Raw genomic sequence first — 3402 nt, forward strand, 5'->3', positions numbered from 1 at the left:
GCCGCAGGCGCACCCGCACCCGCGTCCCCGGCGGAGCCGGGTCGCGGCGCCGGCGGGGCGAAGGCGTTCGTCAGGCCCAGCGGGGCCACCTCCACCGTCGGCGGGGTGGCGAGCAGCGTCGCCAGGCGGGCCGTCAGTTCCGTGGTCAGTCCGGCGCACGCCGCGACCCAGGGGGCCGCCGCGGGCGGGGCCTCGGGGTCAGCTGTCGCCACCGGTGCCCTCCTTGGTGAGCAGCACCCGCGCGGTGTGCAGCCCGGCCGACCGCAGGTCGACCGGCGTGGTGTCGCACCAGAGCACGTCCTGCCCCGCGGCGCGCAGCCGCTCCAGCACGACCGGGAACGTCGCCGCCTCTGCCGCCGGGCCGGTCTCAGCGCCCGGCTCCGGCTCCGGGCCCGGCTCCGGCAGCCGTACCGCTCCCGGCGCCAGGTCCGGCAGCAGCTCGTCGCCCGTGTCCGGCGCTTCGCCGGTCTCCGCCGCCAGCTGCACCTGCCCCAGCAGGTCCCGCAGCGCCGCGACCGCCGCCCCCGCCGGCGTCAGCGCCGCCCCCACCGCCCAGCGGGCGGCCACGCCCGGTTCGCGGGCCAGCGCCACGGACACCCCGGTGCGCTCCGACTCGCCGAGGTCCAGGAGTTCCACCGCCACGCCCAGCGTCTCCACCGAACGGGTCAGGAACACCCACTCCGGGTCGTCCCCCGTTGGCTGCGCGCGGGCCGGGGTAGCCCCGTGACCACCCCGAACCGCGCGCAGCAACCCTTGGTGCGCCAGCGCCGACAGCAGGGCGTGCCCGGCCGCCTCGCCCGCGCTCTCCCCCGCGCCCGTGCCCCACGACCCCCGCAGCACGAGGCCGTCGCGGTTGGCCGCCCCCGCGGGGCACAGCGCGGCCGCGGGCACGGCGACTTCGTCCTTCGTCAGCAGCGACGTGGTACGCGCCCACGCCGTCACGTCGTCCACCGTGGCCCCCGTACCGGCGTCGGCGACCAGCGCGTCCGGCCCCAGCCGCCGTATCCGCGCCGGGAGTTCGCGCAGCGGCCCGCGGCGGCCGGCACCTCGATCCGGCTCACCTTCAGCGGCGTCTGGGTCAGCTCCTCGTCGCGGTAGCGGGTGAAGACGCCGACGTGCGGGCGGACGAGCGCGTCGCCGAGCCGGTTGAGGCGGGCGACGAGCTCCTCCGCCTCGCGGGCCGTCTCCACCGTCACCGTCGGGGCGACCGTCAGCTCGTCGGGCCGCAGCTCCGCGGTGCCCGCGCCGGTGCCGGCGCCCGCGCCCGGGTCGGCGCAGCGCGGGCAGCGCGGGTGCGGGCGCAGCGGTTCGGCGACGACGTCGAGGGAGTCCAGGTCCTGGATGAGGACCTGGCCCTCGGTCTCGGCGGGCAGCGCGCCGGTGACGGTGCGGAAGACCTCGTACGCGAGCAGGTTGCCGACCATCGCCGCGACCGGCCCGGTCAGCGCCCCGCCCGCGGGGGCCGGCGCCGGCTCGGCCACCCCGGCCAGCTCGGCGAGCAGCGCGGCGGCGGCCGCCAGGTCGGTGGTGTCGCCGAGCCGCAGCAGCGTGCAGCCGAGGCAGCCGGCGGTGAGCCCGCCGGAGCGGGGGCCGACGACGACGCGGTCGCCGAACGTCCAGGCGGGGATGAGGAGCTGGCCTTCGGCGAGGCCGGCCCGCAGCAGGGCGTGGGTGCGGGCGGGCGCGTCGGCGCCGGTGACGACGAGCACCTGGTACGAGGAGAGCGCGCCGGCGTCCACGGGGGTGAGCACGGCCGGGGACCCGGCGGCGGTCAGCTCGTCGGCCTCCGCGAGCGCGGCCTCCGGCCGCTCCTCCGCGGCGACTCCGGCGAGCCCGTTGCGTATCAGGCCCAGCACGCACCACCGCGCCGCCTCGCCGGTGCCCAGCACCGCGACCCGCGTCTCGCGGAAGCGGTCGAAGCGGGCCGCGGCGCCGTCCACGTAGTGGTCGACGTACGCGATCTGGGCGGCGAACCGCTCCGCGACGGCGGCCGGCGGGCCGGGCGCGGTCGCGGGCGCGGCGTCGCGGGCGAAGTCCCGCTCCACCAGCGAGCCGACCAGCTCCGCGACCATCGCCCGCTGCGCCGCGCCGAGTCCGGCGCAGATGTCGGTGAGCGGCCGGCTGCCGTCGAGGTGCGGCACGATCAGCGAGGCGAAGCGGTAGGCCGTACGCCCCGCCAGGTGGAAGCCGCCGTCCGCGTTGTGGAACAGCACGCCTCCGGGGGTCTGGGTGTACAGCACGTCCCGGCGCAGCCTGGGCCGCATCGCGGCGAAGTCCTCGAACGCTCGTGGCATCCCTCTCACACCTTCTGTTTCGGCTGGCTGCTGCTGGTCCGGTCCTGCTGGCCCGGCTGGCGCTGCCGCCCCTGCTGGCCCGGCTGGGCCGGACGGCCGGGCGGGCCGTGCTGGTCCCGCCGCCGCGGCGGCGAACCGCCCCCGCGGCCCGCCACGAGCCGCGCGTGCAGGCGCAGCAGCGGATGCGGGTGGTACGGGCCCGGCGGCCCGTCCTCCAGCAGGCCCGCGTCGGCGAGCCGTTCGAGCACCGCCTCGCACTCCGCCGGGGCCAGCCCGAGCACGGCGGCGCAGTCGGCAGCGTCCCAGCCGGGCTCCGCCAGCGCGCCGAGCGCCGCGTACGCACCGACGAGTTCGGGGTCGAGCCGGCCCAGGGCGGCGTCGAACAGCTCCCGCACCGACATCCGCGGGTGGCCGCTGAGCGACAGCCGGCCCAGCGGGTCGTCGGCGAGCCAGCGCGCGCAGTCGCCGAGCCGCAGCGCCGGGCGGGTACCGAGCCGGGCAGCGGCGATCACCAGCGCCAGCGGGTGGTGTCCGCACACCCGGGCCAGTTCCTCCGCGCCGCCGGGCTCCCCCGCGACCCGCTCCGCGCCCAGCACCGCCGCCAGCAGCTCCTCCGCCTCCGCGGCCGGGAGGGCGCCGAGGCGGTGGACCCGTACGCCGTGGGTGGCGACCAGCCCGGCGAGCCCCAGCCGACTGGTGATCAGCAGCCCATGGCCGGGCAGCACGGGCACCGCGGCGAGCACGTCGCGTGCCTGCGCCGCGTCCACCACGTCGTCGAGGATCAGCAGCGCCCGCTCCCCCGGGGCGGCCGGCACGGCGAGTTCGCCGACCACCTCGGCGGCGGGGCGCGGGGAGCCGTCCGGCGCGGCCATGGGCACCAGCGTCTGCCCGCCGGGGAAGTCGTCGCGTACGAGGTGCGCCACCTGCCGGGCGAGGGCGGTCTTGCCGATACCCGGCTCGCCCCAGACCAGTTCGGCGACCGGCGTGCCCGAGCCGTCGGGCTCCGCGGTCACCCCCCGCCGCAGCGTCGCCACCTCCTCGGCCCGCCCGGTGAACCACGGCGCCGGCGGCAGCGCCGGCGGGGCCGGCGGAGGCGCGGGCGCGGCGG

At 79.1% G+C, this 3402-nt stretch carries 3 pseudogenes; all 3 read right to left on the reverse strand.

From position 1 onward, the window contains the following. Window positions 1-212 (reverse strand): annotated as a pseudogene (locus ABD317_RS34990) (hypothetical protein); the annotation flags it as partial. Next, window positions 199-2294, reverse strand: a pseudogene (locus ABD317_RS34995) (TOMM precursor leader peptide-binding protein). The pseudogenes ABD317_RS34990 and ABD317_RS34995, both read right to left, overlap by 14 nt. A 5-nt stretch (window positions 2295-2299) precedes the next feature. Then, window positions 2300-3402 (reverse strand): annotated as a pseudogene (locus ABD317_RS35000) (AfsR family transcriptional regulator); the annotation flags it as partial.

The organism is Streptomyces synnematoformans, from assembly GCF_039531005.1.
GTDB classification, from domain to species: Bacteria; Actinomycetota; Actinomycetes; order Streptomycetales; family Streptomycetaceae; genus Streptomyces; species Streptomyces synnematoformans.